This is a genomic window from Amycolatopsis sp. cg13 (genome assembly GCF_041346965.1).
Classification (GTDB): Bacteria; Actinomycetota; Actinomycetes; order Mycobacteriales; family Pseudonocardiaceae; genus Amycolatopsis.
The window spans coordinates 7307618-7323960 of record NZ_CP166848.1 but is presented as its reverse complement, the minus strand read 5'-3'; the positions used below and the strand labels follow the sequence as shown (position 1 = coordinate 7323960).

At 67.7% G+C, this 16343-nt stretch carries 14 protein-coding genes; 6 read left to right on the top strand and 8 right to left on the bottom strand.

What is annotated here, in order from left to right:
* The first annotated feature begins 395 nt into the window (after window positions 1-395).
* Window positions 396-4079 carry a multifunctional oxoglutarate decarboxylase/oxoglutarate dehydrogenase thiamine pyrophosphate-binding subunit/dihydrolipoyllysine-residue succinyltransferase subunit gene (locus AB5I40_RS34410; RefSeq protein ID WP_370934342.1) on the top strand — a complete coding sequence of 1228 codons (3684 nt, stop codon included), beginning with the start codon at window positions 396-398 and terminating at the stop codon, window positions 4077-4079.
* Between the two features lie 72 nt (window positions 4080-4151).
* Here the strand turns inward: AB5I40_RS34410 and AB5I40_RS34405 are convergent, their stop codons facing one another.
* On the bottom strand, window positions 4152-4619 hold the full coding sequence (locus AB5I40_RS34405) for a nitroreductase family deazaflavin-dependent oxidoreductase (protein WP_370934341.1): 468 nt from the start codon (window positions 4617-4619) through the stop codon (window positions 4152-4154).
* Window positions 4620-4769: 150 nt separating this feature from the next.
* Here AB5I40_RS34405 and AB5I40_RS34400 point away from each other — a divergent pair, with 150 nt between their 5' ends.
* Window positions 4770-6008: an FAD-dependent oxidoreductase gene (locus AB5I40_RS34400; RefSeq protein ID WP_370934340.1), complete on the top strand. Its 1239-nt coding sequence runs from the start codon at window positions 4770-4772 to the stop codon at window positions 6006-6008.
* A gap of 58 nt (window positions 6009-6066) precedes the next feature.
* Window positions 6067-7263 (top strand): MFS transporter, encoded by a 1197-nt coding sequence (locus tag AB5I40_RS34395; RefSeq protein WP_370934339.1) that lies wholly within the window; start codon window positions 6067-6069, stop codon window positions 7261-7263.
* Between the two features lie 51 nt (window positions 7264-7314).
* Here the strand turns inward: AB5I40_RS34395 and AB5I40_RS34390 are convergent, their stop codons facing one another.
* Window positions 7315-7782, bottom strand: a complete 468-nt coding sequence (locus tag AB5I40_RS34390; protein ID WP_370934338.1) for a hypothetical protein — start codon at window positions 7780-7782, stop codon at window positions 7315-7317.
* Between the two features lie 126 nt (window positions 7783-7908).
* Here AB5I40_RS34390 and AB5I40_RS34385 point away from each other — a divergent pair, with 126 nt between their 5' ends.
* Together AB5I40_RS34385 and AB5I40_RS34380 are read left to right on the top strand one after the other, a co-directional pair.
* The gene (locus tag AB5I40_RS34385) at window positions 7909-8436 is read left to right on the top strand and encodes a GNAT family N-acetyltransferase (protein WP_370934337.1); all 528 of its coding nucleotides are present in this window, start codon (window positions 7909-7911) and stop codon (window positions 8434-8436) included.
* Window positions 8437-8439: 3 nt separating this feature from the next.
* Window positions 8440-8709, top strand: a complete 270-nt coding sequence (locus tag AB5I40_RS34380) for a hypothetical protein (RefSeq protein ID WP_370934336.1) — start codon at window positions 8440-8442, stop codon at window positions 8707-8709.
* Here the strand turns inward: AB5I40_RS34380 and AB5I40_RS34375 are convergent.
* From AB5I40_RS34375 to AB5I40_RS34360, 4 genes are read right to left on the bottom strand one after another with little or no spacing between them, the layout of a single operon-like run.
* A complete protein-coding gene (locus tag AB5I40_RS34375) occupies window positions 8706-9596 on the bottom strand; it encodes an ABC transporter substrate-binding protein (protein WP_370934335.1) in 891 nt (296 codons plus the stop codon). The two genes, AB5I40_RS34380 and AB5I40_RS34375, sit on opposite strands and share 4 nt — an antisense overlap.
* Complete coding sequence (locus tag AB5I40_RS34370; RefSeq protein WP_344270867.1) at window positions 9593-10297, bottom strand: ABC transporter permease subunit; 705 nt, start codon at window positions 10295-10297, stop codon at window positions 9593-9595. The genes AB5I40_RS34375 and AB5I40_RS34370 overlap by 4 nt, the downstream gene beginning before the upstream one ends.
* Window positions 10294-10986 carry an ABC transporter permease subunit gene (locus tag AB5I40_RS34365; protein WP_344270864.1) on the bottom strand — a complete coding sequence of 231 codons (693 nt, stop codon included), beginning with the start codon at window positions 10984-10986 and terminating at the stop codon, window positions 10294-10296. The genes AB5I40_RS34370 and AB5I40_RS34365 overlap by 4 nt, the downstream gene beginning before the upstream one ends.
* A complete protein-coding gene (locus AB5I40_RS34360; protein ID WP_370934334.1) occupies window positions 10986-12074 on the bottom strand; it encodes an ABC transporter ATP-binding protein in 1089 nt (362 codons plus the stop codon). The genes AB5I40_RS34365 and AB5I40_RS34360 overlap by 1 nt, the downstream gene beginning before the upstream one ends.
* Before the next feature lie 96 nt (window positions 12075-12170).
* Here AB5I40_RS34360 and AB5I40_RS34355 point away from each other — a divergent pair, with 96 nt between their 5' ends.
* A complete protein-coding gene (locus AB5I40_RS34355) occupies window positions 12171-13595 on the top strand; it encodes a bis-aminopropyl spermidine synthase family protein (protein ID WP_370934333.1) in 1425 nt (474 codons plus the stop codon).
* A gap of 437 nt (window positions 13596-14032) precedes the next feature.
* On the opposite strand, the gene AB5I40_RS34350 is transcribed toward AB5I40_RS34355, so the two are convergent.
* Both AB5I40_RS34350 and AB5I40_RS34345 read right to left on the bottom strand, forming a co-directional pair.
* Window positions 14033-14902, bottom strand: a complete 870-nt coding sequence (locus AB5I40_RS34350) for a TIGR03620 family F420-dependent LLM class oxidoreductase (RefSeq protein WP_370934332.1) — start codon at window positions 14900-14902, stop codon at window positions 14033-14035.
* 102 nt (window positions 14903-15004) lie between these two features.
* Window positions 15005-16186, bottom strand: coding sequence for an NADP-dependent malic enzyme (locus AB5I40_RS34345; RefSeq protein WP_354750378.1), 1182 nt, complete (start codon window positions 16184-16186; stop codon window positions 15005-15007).
* Window positions 16187-16343: the final 157 nt, after the last annotated feature.

Here is a 16343-nt window from a genome sequence, read left to right as displayed (position 1 = left end):
CAGCGAGACACCCGCCGCCGTGATCACGCCCGCCGCGCGGCGGACTGAAAGCGGGCCACAAGCCAGCCGACCTGCGCGAAGCCCGGGCGCACGTGGTCCGGACCAACCCGCACCAACACGACCCGCCCCGGCACAGCCAGCCAAGCGAGCCACGACACGGGGCAGGAGCTGTGTCCGGGATCACCCCAAACCAGCCGAGGTGACGGCATTCGGCTCTTGCGACGCGTACGGTGGGCCCTGCTGTCTGTCAGGCTGGGCCTCTCAACCGATCCAGACAATGACCTGTCTCACGAGCGTCCAGGTGGCGTGTTTCAGGCCACCGGCAGGGGACTAGCCTGGCGGTCAGCAGGTGCTTGTGATATCGGATCGAGAATGGATAGAGGCGAGAGCCAGCCGTGGCCAGCAGCAGTCCCGCATCGCAGTTCGGTGCCAATGAGTGGCTCGTCGAAGAAATGTACGAGCGGTTTCTCGCGGACCCCCAGTCGGTAGACGCCGCCTGGCACGATTTCTTCGCCGACTACAAGCCCACTCCAGGCGGCAACGGCACGCAAGCGGGAGGGAACGGAGAGGTCAAGGCCTCCGCGCCGGCCCCTGCCGCCAAGACCGCCCCGTCCGCCAAGACCCCGGCCGCCCCCGCGGCCAGTGCCCCCGCGGCCAAGGCTCCGGCGGCGAAAGCCCCGGCGGCCAAGCCCGCCCCGGCGGCGAAGCCCGCGGCGGCCGCTCCGGCAGCCAAGTCCGCGCCGGAATCCAAGCAGCTGCGCGGCGCCGCCGCGGCGATCGCCAAGAACATGGACGCCTCGCTCGCCGTGCCGACCGCGACCAGCGTGCGCGCGGTCCCGGCGAAGCTGATGGCGGACAACCGCATCGTCATCAACAACCACCTCAAGCGCACCCGCGGCGGCAAGATCTCCTTCACGCACCTCATCGGCTACGCCATGGTGCGGGCGCTGAAGGACTTCCCGAACATGAACCGGCACTACCAGCTGATCGACGGGAAGCCGTTCGCGATCACGCCGGAGCACGTGAACTTCGGGCTTGCCATCGACATGAAGGGCAAGGACGACTCCCGCACGCTCGTCGTGGCCTCCATCAAGGCCACCGAGAACATGACGTTCATGCAGTTCTGGCAGGCCTACGAGGAGATCGTCAAGAAGGCCCGCACGAACAAGCTCACCGCGGACGACTTCGCGGGCACCACCATCTCGCTCACCAACCCGGGCGGCATCGGCACGAACCACTCGGTGCCGCGGCTGCAGGCGGGCCAGGGCGCGATCATCGGCGTCGGCGCGATGCAGTACCCGGCGTCGTTCGAGGGCACCAGCGAGAAGACCCTGGTCGACCTCGCGGTCAGCAAGATCATGACGCTGACCTCGACCTATGACCACCGCATCATCCAGGGCGCGGAGTCCGGCGAGTTCCTGAAGCGCATTCACGAACTGCTGCTCGGCGAGGACGGCTTCTACGACGACGTCTTCACCAGCCTGCGGCTGCCGTACGAGCCGATCCGCTGGGTCGCCGACATCCCGGACGGCCCGGTCGACAAGACCGCGCGCGTGATGGAGCTGATCGAGGCGTTCCGGATGCGCGGCCACCTGATGGCCGACACCGACCCGCTGAACTACCGCCAGCGCAGCCACCACGACCTGGACGTGCTGAGCCACGGCCTGACCCTGTGGGACCTGGACCGCGAGTTCGCCGTCGGCGACTTCTCCAGCCGCGAGCGGATGAAGCTGCGCGACATCCTCGGCGTGCTGCGCGACTCGTACTGCCGCACGGTCGGCGTCGAGTACACGCACATCCTCGACCCCGAGGAGCGCGGCTGGATCCAGGAGCGCGTCGAGGTCCGGCACAGCAAGCCGGAGCCGTCCGCGCAGAAGTACATCCTGTCGAAGCTCAACGCCGCCGAGGCGTTCGAGACCTTCCTGCAGACCAAGTACGTCGGCCAGAAGCGGTTCTCGCTGGAAGGCGGCGAGACCGCGATCCCGCTGCTGGACACCATCCTGGACAAGGCCGCCGAGCACGAACTCGACGAGGTCGTCATCGGCATGCCGCACCGCGGCCGGCTGAACGTGCTGGCGAACATCGTCGGCAAGCCGATCAGCCAGATCTTCCAGGAGTTCGAGGGCAACCTCGACCCGGGCCAGGCGCACGGCTCCGGCGACGTGAAGTACCACCTCGGGGCCGAGGGCAAGTACTTCCGGATGTTCGGCGACGGCGAGACCCGGGTGTCGCTGGCGTCCAACCCGTCGCACCTGGAGACCGTCGACCCGGTGCTCGAGGGCATCGTCCGCGCCAAGCAGGACGTCCTCGACAAGGGCGGCGAGGGCTACACCGTGCTGCCGGTCCTGATGCACGGCGACGCGGCCTTCGCGGGCCAGGGCGTCGTGGCCGAGACCCTGAACCTGGCGCTGCTGCGCGGCTACCGCACCGGCGGCACCGTGCACGTCGTCGTCAACAACCAGGTCGGCTTCACCACCGCGCCGGAGCACTCGCGGTCCAGCCAGTACGCCACCGACGTCGCGAAGATGATCGGCGCGCCGGTCTTCCACGTGAACGGCGACGACCCCGAAGCCGCGCACTGGGTCGCGAAGCTGGCGGTCGACTACCGCCAGGCGTTCCACAAGGACGTCGTGATCGACCTGGTCTGCTACCGCCGCCGCGGCCACAACGAGGGCGACGACCCGTCGATGACGCAGCCGGCGATGTACGACATCATCGATTCCAAGCGCTCGGTCCGGAAGACCTACACCGAATCGCTGATCGGCCGGGGCGACATCTCCGTCGAGGAGGCCGAGGCCGCGCTGCGCGACTTCTCCAGCCAGCTCGAGCACGTCTTCAACGAGGTCCGCGAACTCGAGCGGCACCCGGCGAAGGCGAGCCCGTCGGTCGAGGGCGAGCAGCAGATCCCGGCGAAGGTCACCACCGCCGTGTCGCGCGAGGTCGTCGAGAAGATCGGCGACGCGTTCGTCAACCTGCCCGAGGGCTTCACCCCGCACCCGCGGGTCAAGCCGGTCATGGAGCGCCGCCACAAGATGTCCCGCGAAGGCGGCATCGACTGGGCCTTCGGCGAACTGCTCGCGTTCGGCTCGCTGGCGCTGGAAGGCCGTCTCGTGCGGCTGTCCGGCCAGGACTCCCGGCGCGGCACCTTCACCCAGCGGCACTCGGTGTTCATCGACCGCAAGAACGGCCAGGAGTACTCGCCGCTGCAGCACCTGGCCGACGGCCAGGGCCGCGTGATGATCTACGACTCGGCGCTGTCGGAGTACGCGGCCGTCGGCTTCGAGTACGGCTACTCGGTGGCGAACTCCGAGGCGCTGGTGATGTGGGAAGCGCAGTTCGGCGACTTCGTCAACGGCGCGCAGACCGTGATCGACGAGTACATCTCCTCCGGCGAGGCCAAGTGGGGCCAGCGCTCGGACGTCGTGCTGCTGCTGCCGCACGGCCACGAGGGCCAGGGCCCGGACCACACGTCCGGCCGGATCGAGCGGTTCCTGTCGCTGTGCGCGGAAGCGTCGATGACCGTCGCGGTGCCCTCCACCCCGGCGAACTACTTCCACCTGCTGCGCCGCCACGCCCTCGACGGCATCCAGCGTCCGCTGATCGTCTTCACCCCGAAGTCGATGCTGCGCAACAAGGCGGCGACCTCGTCGGTCGAGGACGTCACCGGCCAGAGCCGCTTCATGTCGGTCATCGACGACGCGACGCAAGACCCGGCGAAGGTCCGCAAGGTGCTGCTCACCTCGGGCAAGCTCTACTGGGAGCTGGTGGCCGAACGCGAGAAGCGCGGCGCGGACGACGTCGCGATCGTGCGGATCGAGCAGTACTACCCGCTGCCGAAGAAGAAGCTGCTGGCGGCGGTGGAGCGCTACACGAACGCCCAGCAGATCGCGTGGGTCCAGGAGGAGCCGGAAAACCAGGGCGCGTGGCCGTTCTTCGGCCTCAACCTGCCGCGGAAGTTCCCGGAGTTCTTCGGCGGGCTTGACGTGGTGGCGCGGCGTCCGATGGCCGCCCCGTCGGCCGGTTCGTCCAAGGTGCACGAGGTCGAGCAGAAGGCGTTGATCGCCAAGGCGTTCGACTGATCGTTGCTCGTCCGAAGGCCGCCGCGGGATGCGTTCCCGCGGCGGCCTTCGTCGTGAGTGGCGATGCCGGTTCTAACCGGCATCGCCACTCACGACCGCCTCCACCCGAAACACCGCGATCCTCGCCGCAGCCGCCGCCACCCCGTCCGGTGTCGGCGATTCCGCCAGCCCCGTCGTGACGTAACGCTTCCCCACGCTCGCGGGCCCGCCAGCCACCACCTCGCGCAACACCGGCCCCCGCTCCGCGACCGGCAACTCCGCGAACCGCACCCGCCGCGACCGTCGCCCGCGAGACAAAGTCCCTGCCCCGGCCGCGCGCACGTTCGCCACCCAGGCCGCCTTCGGGAACGCTTGGATCAGGTACTCCTCCCCCTGAACTTTCAATACTGCCAACGGAAACGTCCGCGGCTCGCCGCTGCGCCGCCCGGGGACGGTGAGCAGCTCCATCGGCCCGAAGGCGAGCCCCGCGCGCTGCAGGGCGGTGATGAACCGGTTGATCGTGTTGACCTTGCGCCGGTATCCGGCTGCCTTGGTGTTCATGGCTCCGAGCGTACGCCATCTTGTATGAGTTTCATACTTTCTGGTACTCATATATATACCTTCCGGTTATGCCCGGGGTACCGGAAAGGCAGTGGCGAGGCACCGGCCGGACCAAGTTGACTGGTTGACAAACATCCGAGGAGGGCTGGAGTGCACTACGACGTCGTCGTAGTCGGAGGCGGTGCTGGGGGTATCGCCTCCGCGGCCGGGGCGGCGCGGACCGGGGCGCGGGTGCTGCTGGTCGAGCAGTACCCGTACCTTGGCGGCGCGGCGACGATCAGCTCCGTGCTGACCCTGTGCGGTTTCTTCGACCAGACCGGCGAGCGGGTCGTCGCGGGCGTCGGCGACGAGGTGCTGCGGCGGCTGCGCCAGCGCGGCGCCTACGAAGAAAAGACGATGGGCTGGACCGGCAACAAGATCGTCCTGCTCGATCTCGAAACCACCAAACTCGTCTATGACCAGCTGGCCGCCGACGCCGGCGTGGACGTCCTCCTGCACACCAAACTCATCGGCGCGAAACGGACGCACGGAGTCGTCACCGAGGTCGAACTGCACCATCGCGGCGGCCGGGAACAGGTCACCGCCGGCGCGTTCATCGACGCCAGCGGCGACGGCGCGCTCCTGGCCGACGCCGGGGCCGCCGTCCGCGTCTCGCCGTTGAGCGACCGGCAAACCAGCACGCTCGTCTGCCGATTCTCCGGCGTCCCCGAAGACGCTGACCTCTCGCGCGAGGGCCTGCGGGCCGCAGTCGCGGCGTACCAACGGGAAACCGGCGTCCAGCTGGCCCGCGACTACGGCATCGCCGTGCATCTTCCCTTGACCCGCAACGTAATCGCGCTCTTGGTGGACGAACAAACCGACGTCCTGAACGCCGCCGCGCTAAGCCGCGACGAAGCCAACGCGCGCCGGCAGGCGTGGCAATACCTCGACGCCCTGCGCAAACACCTGCCCGGCTGGTCGTCGGCACGCCTCGAAGAAACCGGCCCACAGCTCGGCATCCGCGAAGGACGGCACCTGGTCGGCCGCGAACAACTCACCGGCCGCGACGTCCTGACCGCGCGCAAGCGTCCCGACGCGTCCATCGGCCGCTGCGGCTGGCCGATCGAAGACCACGCAGGCCCAGGCGTCACCCGCTACGAACCGATCGCCGACCGAGGCTGGTACGACCTGCCTTACGGCGCGATCTGCTCCGCCGACACCGCGAACCTCTGGGCCGTCGGCCGCCTGACCAGCTCCGACGACGACGCGTACGCATCAGTCAGAGTCATGGGCACCGCCTTCGCGACCGGCCACGCCGCAGGGGTCGCCGCCGCACAGTACGTCGACGGCCGCGCCCACGACGTCCGCGCGATCCGCGCCGAACTGCACCGCCAAGACGCCCTGGCTTGACCCGCCGCCCCCGGTGACGGGAACCTTCCCTGATCATCCTCAGGCCGAAGGAGCCCTCATGCCGAGCCGCTATCGCTGGGTCGTCCTGCTGCTCTGCTGGGCAGTGTTCACGATGACCTCAGTCGACCGGTCGACGTGGGGCCCGGCGTCGTCGGCGGTCAGCGATTCACTCGGCGTCCCACTGGCCGCGCTCGGGATCTTCGCCACCTGCTACTACATCGGCTACGTCATCTCCAACACCGCAGGCGGTTTCCTCTCGGATTGGTTGGGCAGCCGCGCCGTCCTAGGCATCAGCTCCCTGGTCGCAGGCGTCCTGATGGTGGGATTCGGCTCCACGACCTCCATCGCCTGGGGCTTGGTCCTGCAGGCCTTGCTCGGCCTATTCGCCGGAGTCGACTTCTCCGCCGGGCTCAAGCTCATCACCACGTGGTTCCGCCCGGAGGAGCACGGCCTGGCGAGCGGCATCTTCATGACCGCGACGTCGCTAGGAACCGTCGTAGCCAACGCCGTCGTCCCGACCCTGGTGAAGAACAGCGGCTGGCCAGTGTCGTACCACCTCTTCGGCGGAGTCACCGTCGTACTCGGCCTGCTGTGCCTGATCTTCATCCGCAACGGCACCCCCTCAGCTGGCCCCCGCACCCTGCCGAACCCGCGCCCGCTCTTCCGCAACCGCGACCTGCTGCTGCTCGGCCTGGCCGGTTTCGGCGGCCTATGGGGCACCTACGGTTTCGTCACGTGGTCCAACACCCTGATGATCCGAGGCGAACACATCGACCCCGTGCGAGCGGGCGTGGTCCTGGTGATCTTCTCCGGGACCGCGGTCGTCATCAAACCGCTGATCGGCTGGCTCACCGACAAAATCGGCCTGGGCAGGCGAATCCCCATCATCGCCGTCCTCATCCTCTTCGGCGCGGCGCTACTGGTCTTCGGTTCCTTGAACAGCTACAGCGCTTTCCTAGTAGTAGCCCCAATTCTCGGCATCGGCGCCTACGCCTACAGCCCACTGACCGCCGCCATGATCCCCGCCCTGACCGGCCCCCGCCTAGCCGGTTCCGCCGCCGGTGCCGTGAACGCCTTCTGGCAGCTGGGCAGCGTAATCGTGCCTGCCGTGGTGGGCCCGGTCTTCCACGCGAGCGGCTCGTTCTACGCGGCTTTCCTCACCTTGGCCGCCGGACCGCTCGTGGGAGCGGCGGTTCTGCTTTTCATGCGCGACGACCGTCCAGCGAAGGTTTCCCCGCAAGCAGCGGCGATGTGAGAACGGCCTCCTGACCAGTCCGGGACAGCCTTCCGCACCTGCGGCCGACGATCAGCGTTGGCCGAACACCGGGAAGACCTCCTCGATCGACGACAGGCCGTCGAGGATCGCCGGAAGGTGGGTCTGGTCAAGCTCGCCGATGCGGAAGGACAGCTTGTTCCCCGTCCCGTGTCCGTCGATGGCCACGCCCTCGACCTCGACCGCGCCGGATTTGGCCACGGTGACCGTCAGGTCGAGCCACTTCTCCATCGACGTCAGCTGGGCGACTCCGCCGAAGCCGTCATAGGCCTTCGCCAGCTGCTCCCGGAAGCTTTGCAGTTCGTCGGCCCGCAACCCCGCGGGCACCCGGGCGGTGAACCCGCCGGCGACGAGGTCAACCGGACTGAAAAGCCAGTTGCCGTCCCAGGAATCAGTCGCACCGGCGTGCATCCGCCCCAGGACAGTGATCACCAACCGATCACCAGCCTTCGCGCCGATGGTCACCGAAGGGTTGTCTTCGCTTTCACCGAGATCGCTCAACGCATGATCACCGTCATCCCGTCGGCCGAGTCCTCGAGAAGCACCTTAATGCGACCGGCCTGGCGATCGCGGTCTCCACGCGAAATCAATTTCCGCGCAGCCCGTCGCTCAGGGAGACTGAGCGGCATGCAGATCCGCCAGTCGACCACCGACGACGCACCCGCGATCCACGCCGTGCACACCGCCGCCTTCCGCGCCCACAACAAGGACGTCACCGGCGAAATGCCCGAAGCGAAGCTAGTCACCGAACTAACCGCGGACGGCGATCTGCTCCCCGCCCTGTCGTTCGTCGCCCACCGCGACGGCGAACTGATCGGCCACGCCTGCTCCAGCCCAGGCCACCTAGGCGACGACTCAGAATCCGCCATCGGTTTCGGCCCGCTAGGCGTCCTCCCCGAACACCAACGCAGCGGCGCGGGCTCGGCTTTGGTCCACGCGACGATCGGTGCCGCCAACGCCCTGGGATACGGCCTGATCATCCTGCTCGGCGACCCGGGCTATTACTCCCGCTTCGGCTTCGTGCTGGCCGAAACGCTCGGCATCACGCCTCCGGTGCCGGAATGGGCCCCGCACTTCCAGGCCCTCCGGCTGGCCGCGTATGCACCGGAGAACCGGGGAGCGTTCCGCTACGCTGCGGCCTTTGACCGGCTTTGAGCAGTGACCGAGGAAGAGTACGTCGAGCACCTCGAAGACGGACGCCGTCGCTTCGCCTGGGTCATGCAGCACCACGGCGACCTGACCCCAGCCGAAGCCGAAGCAGCCGCCTTAAAGCAATACCCCTACCAACCGCCCGAAGCCCCGTATCGCTGGCTGATCTTCCACGACCATGCCTGGCATTGGGCGATGCTGAAGCTCCACGGCGAGCTCTACTGGACCAAGCACCCAGAGCTACTCAGCCCGCCACCCGAATACTCCGCGCTCAGCTAAGACTTAAGCCCATTCCGCTGCAAAAACTCCTCAGCGACGTCCTTGGCATTCCGCTTCTCATCCGTGTACTGCACATTCAGCTCAGTCAACTGCTCAGTAGTCAACGCCGCGGAAACCCGATTCAACGCAGCCGTCTCGGCATCGTTCAGCGTCCCCCGCGCCACCAACGGCACGATGTTCTGCGCCGGGAACATGTGCTTGTCATCCTCCAACGGCACGAACCCGTTGGAAGCAATAGTCGCTGACGTACTGAACAGGTCCGCCACCTGCACTTCACCAGACTTCAGAGCCGCCACCGTCACTGGGCCGCCGGTGTCCGTGGTGCGGATTTCCTTGAATTCGCACCCGTACAGCTGCTTGATCCGGTCCTTCCACCGACTGCTCCACTGACCTGGCCCGCCCATTACCAGGTCCTTGCAACGTGGTCCGAGATCGGAGAACGTCTTGACCCCGGTGGCCGCAAGTTCCTTGCCCACCACGAGCAGATCCTTGTCCTGCGCGGGCGACTGAGCGAGAACTTCAAACCCAGCCGGGATTTTCTGCTTCAGCTGCGCATAGACATCTTCCGAAGTGGTCGCCGGGGTGTTCTTGTCGAAGTATCGCAGCAAGTTCCCCGAGTAATCCGGAACCACGGACAAAGACTTGTCCTGCAAAGCTTTCACGACAACCTCGCGACTGCCGACCGGCGGCCGGACTGTCACGTTGTGCGCGCCGACATTGCGCAGAGCCCCGGCATAAATCTGGGCCAGCAAAGAGCTTTCCCCGACATCGGAAGCACCGATGATGATATCGCCGGTGCTGCCGCCCTCACCGCCGCCGGACAGCGGATTTCCGCACGCTGAAGCCACCAGCGCCAGCCCGGCAACCAGGATCCCCCACCGTTTCACGCTGCTCCTCCCGCAGCCACTGCCCGGCCGGACGCCGCTTGTGCGGCCAGCCGGACCCCCTTGGGCACCAAAGCCCGCTGCGCGGCGGCGAGCAGCAGGTCGACCACGATCGCCAGCAGGGCGGTGAGAATCGCGCCCGCGACGACCTCGGTGTAGTCCAAAATGGCCAGTCCGTCGAGCAGGAACCGGCCCAGGCCGCCGAGACCGACATACGCGGCCACGGCGGCGGTCGCGATCAGCTGCAGTACGGCGTTGCGGATTCCGCCCAGTACCAGGGGAAGCGCGATCGGCACCTCCACCTGCCACAGCCGCTGCCAGCCGGTCATTCCGATGCCCTGCGCGGCGTCGACGACATCGTGTTCGGCCGCCTGCAGGCCGGCGTACGTTCCGGCCAGCACCGGCGGGATTGCCAGCACCACGAGGCCGATGATCGTCGCCGTCGTGCTTTCGGTGAAGAGCAGGAACAGGAACGTGACGAGCCCGAGCGTCGGCAGTGCGCGGATCGCGTTGCCGACGCCGACCAGCACGACGCCGCCGCGGCCGGTGTGGCCTACGAACAGTCCGATCGGGATCGCGATCACCAACGCGATGACCAGCGCCAATGCGATGTAGCCGACGTGCTGGGCCAGCCTGGCGAGAATGCCGCCCGAGCCCTGCCAGTTCGCGGCGGTGGTGAACCAGGTGAAAACGTCGCCGATCATCCCGCCACCTCCGCGGCCGGCGCGCGACCCGCTCTCTCCCAAGGCGTCAACAGATTGCGCAGCACCACCAGCAGCAGGTCGACGATCAGCGCGAGCAACATCGTCAGCACGATTCCGACCACGATCGGCGAGAAGTATTCCCGCTGGAATCCGTCGGTGAACAGCACGCCCAGCGCGCCGGTTCCGATCAGCGCACCGACGCTGACCAGGCTGATATTGCTCACCGACGCCACCCGGACCCCAGCGGCGAGCACCGGCACCGACAGCGGCAGTTCGACGCTGAAGAACCGGCGCGGCTCGCGATACCCGATCGCCGTGGCGGCCGCGACGATGTGCGGCGGGACGGCTTCCAGCGCGTCGAGCACCGGACGCACCAGCAGCGCGGTGGTGTAGATCGTCAGCGCGACGATCACGTTGACGCTGTCGAGAATCTTCGTGCCGATAATGCCGGGGATCACTACGAAAAGCGCCAATGACGGAATCGTGTACAGCAGATTCCCCACCACCAGCAGCACACTGCGCGCGGGCCGCCAGCGATGCCCGAGCCAGCCGAGCAGGATCGCCAGCACGATGCCCGCGACCAGCGGCACCAGCGCGAGATAGATGTTCTCGAGGAGGTTGGAGAGGATTTCGTCGCGGTTGTTGGCGCTCGAAAGGTACCGGCCGAGTTCGCCGAAGAAGTCGCCCATCAGGACGCCTGCGGGGAGGCCTCGATTACATCCAAGACCTGGTGCGCGACCACCGTCCCGAGCACGCGGTTCTCCTCGTCCACGACCACGCCGAGGCTGGCGGGCGACGACAGCGCCGCGTCGAGCGCCCCGCGGATCGGCGTGCCCTGCACGTACAGCGATCCGCCTGCCACGAGGTCGGTTTCGGCCAACGGACCGTCCACTGTGGATCCTGGCGGCAGCCATCCGCGCGGCTGCTTCTCATCGTTCACCGCGAGCAGCCAGCCCTCCGACGGACCGTCGACCTTGCTACCGAGATCGATCGTGCGGGCCGGCGACACCTCGACGCCGCTCGCCGGAAGGAACGAAAGCCCGCGATACCCACGATCGCGTCCGACAAATGAGGCAACGAAGTCGTCCACCGGATGCCGCAGCACCTCGGCCGGAGTGCCGTACTGCGCGAGCTTCCCGCCGACGCGCATCACCGCGACCTTGTCGCCGAGCCGCACGGCCTCGTCGATGTCGTGCGTGACGAACACGATTGTCTTGCCCAGCTGGGATTGCAGCCGCAGCAGCTCGTCCTGCAGCCCTTCGCGGACCACCGGGTCGACCGCCGAAAACGGCTCGTCCATCAACAACACCGGCGAATCGGCCGCGAGCGCCCGAGCCACGCCGACGCGCTGCTGCTGCCCGCCGGACAGCTGCGCCGGATACCGCTTCCCGAGTTCCGTCGGGAGCCCGACTGTCTCCAGCAGTTCGGCCGCACGGGCGCGCGCCTTGCGTTTGTCCCATCCGGACAGCAGCGGCACGGTAGCGATGTTGTCGAGCACTGTCCGGTGTGGAAAGAGACCGGCGTGCTGGATCACGTAACCGATGCCGCGGCGCAGCACCGCTGGGTCGCCTTCGCTGACGTCCTTGCCGTCCAGCAGCACCGCGCCCGAGGTCGGCTCGACCATCCGGTTGATCATCCGCAGCGAGGTGGTCTTGCCGCAGCCGGACGGGCCGACGAACACCGTGATCGTGCCGTCTTCCACGGTCAGCGAGAGGCCGTCGACCGCGACCGTGCCGTCCGGATAGCGTTTGACGACGTCTCGGAATTCGATGGTCACAGACTTCTCCCCACGTCCGGTGCAGAGTCCGACGGTAGCCCACTCGCGCGGCCTTGGCAGCCCGTCCCGGAGGGTGGCCGACTAGTCTGGGACCCCGTGACCGCCCTAGACGACGTCCTCGCCGCACACGGTGCCGCCGTCCGCCCGCTCTACGAGGTACTAGGCCTGCTGCGCAGCGGCTCCTACGAACTGCCCGACCTAGTGCGGCTCACCGCGGCCCCGCGCCGAAGCGTCGAAGACCTTCTCGCGGCGCTGGAACCGGACCTGGAACGCTCTCCCGCTGGCGTCCGAATCGCCCCTGACTCGCGCCCCGCCTACGCCGCTTACTCCCTGCCTCCTCTGCCCGATCCCCTCGACGCCGCAGTCGCAGACCAGCCCGCCCTGCTCACCATGCTGGCCGAACGCATCGCCGCCGTCCCGCCGCCGCTGGCCGCCCTGGACCACGTGCAAGCCACGCCGGAGACGGTGCTGCGCCGCGCATTGTGGCTGAACTCTCGCTACGACCTCCGCCGCAGCAAGGTCCTCTTCCTAGGCGACCACGACCTGACTTCGCTTGCTGTGCGCGCAGTGTGCCCGGAGGCCGAACTGTCCGTAGTGGACCTGGACGAACGCGTCCTGTCCTACCTGGACACCACCGGCGAACGCAGCATCTTCACCGCCCACGCCGATTTGCGCGTCGGCCTGCCTCCCGCGCTGACTGGCAAAGCAGACCTGGTCTTCAGCGATCCGCCCTACACGCCCGAAGGCATGGGCCTCTTCGCCGCCCGCGCAGTGCAAGCTTTGCGCGAACCCACCGAAGGCCGAATCCTCCTGGCTTACGGCTACAGCCCGCGCCACCCCGCCCTAGGCGCACAGGTACAGCGCTCGCTCGCCACCCTGGGCCTCACCTTCGAGGCAATCCTCCCCGACTTCAACCGCTACACCGGCGCACAAGCCATCGGCAGCGCAGCGGACCTTTACGTCTGCCAGCCAACCGCGAAGGCCAAGAAATCGTTCGCCCGCAAGGGAAGCTCCGCGATCTACACGCACGGCCCGCAATCAGTGGAAGCGGCCGCCACCAAACCGGGACTGCTGGCCGCCGCCCGGGAAATCGCCTCCGAAGGCGGCCTGGCCCTGGAAACCCGCCCCGTCGGCTGGGCCACATCCGGCCCCGAGGGCGACGCCGTCGCCATGGACCTCTCGGCCGATCCGGGCCCATGGCTCCTGCGCACCCTGCTGGGCACCAACGCCCGCCGCCTGGCGCTGCTGGTGCCGAACAACCACCCCGACCTCGCGGACGCCGCCGCACAAGCAGCCCTGACCTCGCTGGTAGCGGACAAGTATCGGCTGCGCCTGCTCCGCAGCACCCCGGACAACCGCCACGCCATCGTCGCGGCAGACGTAGTGGACCACCCGTCCGACCTGCTGACCCGCGCCCACGCGAGGCTGGCGAACGCCGCACTGAACGTCCCTGCGGACCTTGCGGACCTACGACTGGTGGATGTCCCCCGACACCGCCTGGCGGAACTGCTCCCCGGCTAACCCTCGCGCGTCGCTGAGCGGCCAGATTGAAGCGGGCAGAGCGGCTGGATTGAAGATCCAGCCTCGGCCAGATTGCAGGCACCCTAGCGGCCAGATTGCGGAGCCCTCCACGCCAGCGCACTCACCTTCGCCGGGGCTCGCGCACGCGGCCCATCTCTGCCCGCCCGAAAGCTGCCGTGAGGGGAACCCTGAGGGAATCTGATTCCCTCAGGGTTCCCCTCACGACCCTCGACGGTCCACCGCCGCGATGCGCCCAACGAAACCAGGCACCCACAACCACCCCCGTACCCCGATACGAAACCAGAAATGCAGTCTGCGGGGGCTTGTCAAGACATCTTTCCCGCCTTGACAAGCCCCCGCAGACTGTCATCACAATCAGCTTCGGGGTGCCCCGCGCAACCAAGGCAGCAATGTCGCCGCCAGGCGACGAGCCACCCCTAAAACAACCCTTCAGCCAACTCCCGATAAACCCCCAGCACCTCGTCGTCATAAACCTGCAACCGCACCCCAGGCAACCCCGGATGCATCTGGTACTTCTCCGTAATCACCTGCACCACAACATGATCCGCCCCCGCCGCCCGATGCTCCTCCAGCCGCCGAGCAACCGACGAAACATCCCCCACCGCCACGAGATCGTCAATCAACCGATCAGACCCAGCCACATCCTCTTCCGAATACCCCAACCGCCGCAAATTGCTCACATAATTAACCAACCCCAAATAAGGATGCTCCACCCGAGGCCGAGCCACCCCTCGACCCCGAACCGCATCCGAATCCACCACGACCTTCTGCTCAGGAGCCACGAACCCGGAAGACCCCACCGCCTCCCGAGCCATCCGCGTATGCGCGGGCGGAACCAAATACGGCACCACCCCGCCAGCCCGCTCAGCAGCCAACTCCAACATCCTCGGCCCCAACGCGGCGAGCACCCGTCCAGAAACCGGCACCCCACCCTCGTCCAGCACATCGAGAAACCGCCGAACCGCGTCCATCGGCCGCTCGTACCCCGCCGACTGCTCCCGATGCCCAACCCCGACCCCGAGCACAAACCGCCCAGGAAACCGCTCGCTGACCCGGTGATACGAGGCCGCCAACACAGCCGGATCCCCCGACCAGACATTGACGATGCTCGACCCCACCACCAACGACTCGGTAGCCGCCAGCAGCTCGTCGATCCCGGCCAGATCCACCCCAGGACCACCGAGCCACAACGCCGAATACCCCAGCTGCTCGATCTCGGAAGCCATCGCCGGAGTCGTCAACGCCCCGGCCTGCCAAACGCCGTACCCGCGCAATCCGATCTTCATGAGACCCACCGTGCCGACCAAAAAATGGACCAGCAAGTCCAAAATGACGGCAAAAAGAAAGGCCCCCGGCAACCAACGCCAGAGGGCCTTCCCACAAGAAGATCAGCCAGTCACGCCGTCCTGCTCAGCAGCCTTGGCCACCGCAGCAGCGACCTCCGGCGCAACCCGCGGATCCAACGGACTAGGCACAATCCGATCCCGCCCGAGATCATCCGAAGCCACGGCCACGATCGCGTCCGCGGCAGCCAGCTTCATGTTCTCCGTGATCGCCCGAGCCCCAGCGTCCAACGCCCCCCGGAACACCCCGGGGAACGCCAGCACATTGTTGATCTGGTTCGGGAAATCACTGCGCCCAGTGGCAACAATCGCCGCGTGCTGCGCGGCGACCGCCGGGTGCACCTCCGGGTCCGGATTGGACAGCGCGAACACGATCGAGTCGTCCGCCATCGTCGACAGCAGTGAAGGATCGATAGTCGCCCCGGACAAGCCGAGGAACACGTCGGCCCCGCGCAGCGCCTCGGCGAGACCGCCGGTCAGCCCGGCCTTGTTCGTGGTCTCCACCAGCTGCCGCTTGATCGGGTTCAGGTCTTCCCGACCGGCGTGGACGATGCCGCGCGAATCGAGCACCGTCACGTCCGCGACGCCGGCCGCGAGCAGGATCTTCGCGCAGGCCACCCCAGCCGCGCCCGCCCCGGACACCACGACGCGCTCGCCGGCGATGTCGCGGTCGAGCACCAGGTTCGCGCCGCGCAGGGCGGCGAGGGTGACGATCGCGGTGCCGTGCTGGTCGTCGTGCATGACCGGGCAGTCCAGCGCTTCCTTGAGCTTGTCCTCCAGCTCGAAGCAGCGCGGCGCGGAGATGTCCTCGAGGTTGACCGCGCCGAACGACGGGCGCAGCCGGACCAGGGTCTCGACGATCTCGTCGACGTCGGTGGTGTCGAGCACCAGCGGGATCGAGTCCAGCCCGCCGAAGGTCTTGAAGAGGACCGACTTGCCCTCCATCACCGGCAGCGACGCGCTCGCGCCGATGTCCCCGAGGCCGAGCACCGCGGTGCCGTCGCTGACCACTGCCACAAGCCGGTCCGCCCAGGTGTACCGCTTCGCCTTGGCCGCGTCCTCGGCGATCGCGCGGCTCACCTTCGCCACGCCGGGCGTGTAGGCGATCGAGAGGTCGCGCGGGTCGGAGATCGGCCGGGTCGCCGCCACGGAGAGCTTGCCGCCCTCGTGCCCGGTGAAGATCTCGGCGTCGGTCACGGCCGCGACGGTGCTGGCCTGGTCGGTCATCGGGGTTCCTGTCGTGGGAATGACGGAAGCGGGCGGATGGGTCTGGGTCATCGAACGTACTCCTGGGACTGCGAGCGGGGGACCACCTGGTCGACGGGCGAACACGCCCGTCGCGTGTGGGAACTCGTCCTCCGGACGGCAGCCCAGCGCGGTAGCG

Excerpts from the sequence above, each read along its gene's own strand:
- AB5I40_RS34405 (WP_370934341.1), bottom strand. The coding sequence starts at position 4,619 with ATGAACACCAAGGCAGCCGGATACCGGCGCAAGGTCAACACGATCAAC.
- AB5I40_RS34395 (WP_370934339.1), top strand. The coding sequence starts at position 6,067 with ATGCCGAGCCGCTATCGCTGGGTCGTCCTGCTGCTCTGCTGGGCAGTG.
- AB5I40_RS34385 (WP_370934337.1), top strand. The coding sequence starts at position 7,909 with ATGCAGATCCGCCAGTCGACCACCGACGACGCACCCGCGATCCACGCC.
- AB5I40_RS34370 (WP_344270867.1), bottom strand. The coding sequence starts at position 10,297 with ATGATCGGCGACGTTTTCACCTGGTTCACCACCGCCGCGAACTGGCAG.
- AB5I40_RS34365 (WP_344270864.1), bottom strand. The coding sequence starts at position 10,986 with ATGGGCGACTTCTTCGGCGAACTCGGCCGGTACCTTTCGAGCGCCAAC.
- AB5I40_RS34350 (WP_370934332.1), bottom strand. The coding sequence starts at position 14,902 with ATGAAGATCGGATTGCGCGGGTACGGCGTTTGGCAGGCCGGGGCGTTG.
- AB5I40_RS34345 (WP_354750378.1), bottom strand. The coding sequence starts at position 16,186 with ATGACCGACCAGGCCAGCACCGTCGCGGCCGTGACCGACGCCGAGATC.